The sequence below is a fragment of the bacterium genome, from assembly GCA_016873475.1.
Taxonomy (GTDB): domain Bacteria; phylum Krumholzibacteriota; class Krumholzibacteriia; order JACNKJ01; family JACNKJ01; genus VGXI01.
On record VGXI01000291.1, the window covers coordinates 1 to 3,214 of the forward strand.

3 protein-coding genes and 1 pseudogene are annotated in these 3,214 nt (G+C 69.4%); all 4 read left to right on the forward strand.

The annotated features are described in order from the left end of the window. Positions 1-229 (forward strand): annotated as a pseudogene (locus tag FJ251_14830) (acetyl-CoA carboxylase carboxyl transferase subunit beta). Positions 230-367: 138 nt separating this feature from the next. Next, entirely contained in the window at positions 368-1,744 is a 1,377-nt protein-coding gene (locus FJ251_14835; protein MBM4118978.1) for a bifunctional folylpolyglutamate synthase/dihydrofolate synthase, read from the forward strand. 279 nt (positions 1,745-2,023) lie between these two features. Continuing rightward, complete coding sequence (locus tag FJ251_14840) at positions 2,024-2,245, forward strand: hypothetical protein (protein MBM4118979.1); 222 nt, start codon at positions 2,024-2,026, stop codon at positions 2,243-2,245. A 90-nt stretch (positions 2,246-2,335) separates the two neighbouring features. Then, on the forward strand, positions 2,336-3,214 hold an 879-nt coding region (locus FJ251_14845; protein MBM4118980.1), incomplete at its 3' end, for an SAM-dependent DNA methyltransferase.

The following is a 3,214-nucleotide window of genomic DNA, read 5'->3' on the forward strand; positions in this document are numbered from 1 at the left end:
CACGCACCCGACGACGGGCGGCGTGACCGCCTCCTTCGCGATGCTCGGCGACCTCAACTTCGCCGAGCCGAAGGCCCTGATCGGCTTCGCCGGCCCGCGCGTGATCCAGCAGACGATCAACGCCGAGCTGCCCGAGGGCTTCCAGACGGCCGAGTTCCTCGAGGAGCACGGCCAGGTGGACCGCGTTGTCGGCCGGCACGAGCTGCGGCGGGTGCTGGCGCAGAGCCTGCGCTTCTTCTCCCGGGAGCGCCGTGTGCAGGCGCGCAGCGAGGTGCAAGCGCCGGCCCAGGCCGATGAGGGCTTGCCGCGCCTGCTGCGGCGGGCGAGCGGCTACCCCTTCGTCGCCGACGACAGCGCCTAGCGCGCCATGCCCGACGCGCCCGGCGGCGGGGTCGAGCCCAGCCGCCGCTTCGACTTCCCCGAGACTCCCCTGACGGCCCCGACCACCGAGACCGAGCGCTTCCTCTACTCGCTCACGCGCTTCGGCATGAAGCCGGGGCTCGAGAACATCCGCGCCCTCGCGGCGCGCTTTGGCGACCCGCAGCGCGCGCTGCGCTTCCTCCATGTCGCCGGCACCAACGGCAAGGGCTCGGTCTGTCATTTGTTGGAACGCCAGCTGCGGGCGGCCGGCTACTCGACGGGGCTCTTCACGAGCCCGCACCTCCTGCACGTGGGCGAGCGGCTGCGTGTGGACGGCGTGGCCCTGGGCGACGCGGGCGTGGGCGCCCTGGTCGAGCGCGTGGCGCCGGCGGTCGCGGAGCGCGAGGCCACCTTCTTCGAGACGATCACGCTCATGGGGCTCCTCCACTTCGCCGAGCGCGGCGTCGACTGGGTGCTCTGGGAGACGGGCCTCGGCGGGCGGCTGGACTCCACGCGTGTCGCGGACGCCGAGGCCGCGCTCGTGACCGGGATCTCCCTGGACCACAGCCGCTACCTGGGCAGCGACCTGGCGGGCATCGCGCGCGAGAAGCTGGCGATCGGTATCGCGGGGCGTCCGCTGTACTCGGCGATTACTTCGCCTGAGCTGCGGGCCGTGGCGCGCGAGATGGCGGAGGCGATCGGCTTCGAGCTGGTCGAGCGGGATGCGGCGCTGGCGTGGCGGCTGGAGGGGGGGGAACTGGTGGTGGAAGGCGGCGCGAGCGTTGCGGCGGCGGGTTCGGCCGCGGCGGGGTCTGCCGCCGCGGCGCTCGCCGGGCGCTATCCGCTGCCGGGCCTGGCCGCTGTGCAGGCGGGGAATGCCGCCTTGGCCCTGCTCGCGCTCGCGGATCTCGGCGCGCGGCGGGGCGAGCGGCTGCTGCCGGCAGATCCTGGCGCGGCGCTCGCCGCCACCGCGCTGCCGGCGCGCTTCGATCGTCTGCCCGGCTCGCCCCTGCGCGTGATCGACGGCGGGCACAACCCCGAGGCCCTGCGCCTGACGCTCGCGGCCTGGCTGCACCTGCTCGCGACCGAGGGCCTACCGGCTGCGTCGGCCTGCGTGATCTTCGGCTGCATGGCGGACAAGGAGATCGAGCCGATGCTGGCGCTGCTGGCGGAGTGCCCCTGCCGCGTGATCCTCACGGCGGCCCGGCAGCCGCGGGCGATGAGCCCGGCAGCGCTCGCCGAGCGCGCGGGGGAGGCCGCGGCGCGCTGGGAAGGCGCGGCGGATCTCGAGGCGGCGCTGGCCGCGGCGGGGCCGGCGCCGGCGCTGGTGACGGGGTCGTTCTATCTGGCGGGGGAGGCGTATCTGGTCCTCGGCATGGCCTAGGCAGTGGCCCAGGATGCGCTAGACTGGCGCTGCAGCCGCACGAGGTGCCGAAGGCCTGCCCTGGAGTTCGTCCACGTCGAGAACAGCCAGTCATATCTTGCTATCGAGCTAGCAGTCCCCTAGAGTCAAGCGCGGTTCAACAAGATGCAGTGCCCTGCGCTTCGAGGGGAATTGCCCCCGCGCAGTCTGCACTCCATGCGATGGTGACGAACGTGGGCGACTCGACACTGGTGAGCGCGGCGTGGTCAGCGTTGGCGCGATGTGGAGGAGGTCCAGTAGATGGCAAGGCATGATGTGACAATCATCGTTCCCGAGCGACAGCTCGGGAAGTCGGATGCGAAGTTCCGTGTGAAGGCAGATGGCAAGGTAATCGGCACTCTCACGGTGTCCAACGGCTCGGTGGTCTGGTTTCCCCGCGGCACATCCTATGGATGCAAGATGGGTTGGGCCAAGTTCGATAAGGTCATGAAGGAAGAAGCGCTGCGTGAGGAGAGGCGGTAAGCCGAAAGCTTGGTGCATGGGCGTTGGCGATGGCCCGCCACCGTGCAGAGCCATCTCATGCTCCGCATGCTCTGGATTGGGAAGGACCGTATGGAACAAGGCCACTTGGGCTGGATCGTCAGCTACATCTGGGGGATCGCCGACGACGTTCTGCGGGACCTCTACGTCCGCGGCAAGTACCGCGATGTCATCCTGCCGATGACAGTGCTGCGCCGGCTCGACGCCGTGCTCGAGCCGACCAAGCCGGCGGTGCTCGACATGAAGGCGTCGCTCGACAAGGCCAAGATCGTCAACCAGGACCAGGCGCTGCGCAAGGCGGCCGGCCATGCCCTCTACAACACATCGCAGTTCACGCTGCGCGACCTCAAGGCCCGCGCCAGCCAGCAGCAGCTCAAGGCCGACTTCGAGGCCTACCTCGACGGCTTCTCGCCGAACGTCCAGGAGATCATCGAGAACTTCGAGTTCCGCAACCAGATTCCTCGCCTGTCGAAGGCGGACGCGCTGGGGACCCTGATCGAGAAGCTGCTCTCGCCTGAAGTCAACCTGAGCCCGAACCCTGTCATGAATGGCGACGGCACGGTGAAACACCAGGGTCTCGACAACCACGGCATGGGGACGCTCTTCGAGGAGCTGGTCCGGCGATTCAACGAGGAGAACAACGAGGAAGCAGGGGAGCACTGGACGCCCCGCGACGCCGTGCGCCTCATGGCGAAGCTCATCCTCCTGCCTGTCGCGGATCAGATCGAGTCGGGGGCCTATCTGCTCTACGACGGCGCCTGCGGCACGGGCGGCATGCTGACCATTGCCGAGGAGACGCTGCAGGAGATCGCCAAGCAGCACGGCAAGGAAGTGACCACGCACCTCTTCGGCCAGGAGATCAACGCCGAGACCTACGCGATCTGCAAGGCGGACCTCTTGCTCAAGGGTGAGGGCGATGCCGCGGACAACATCGTCGGCGGGCCTGACCGC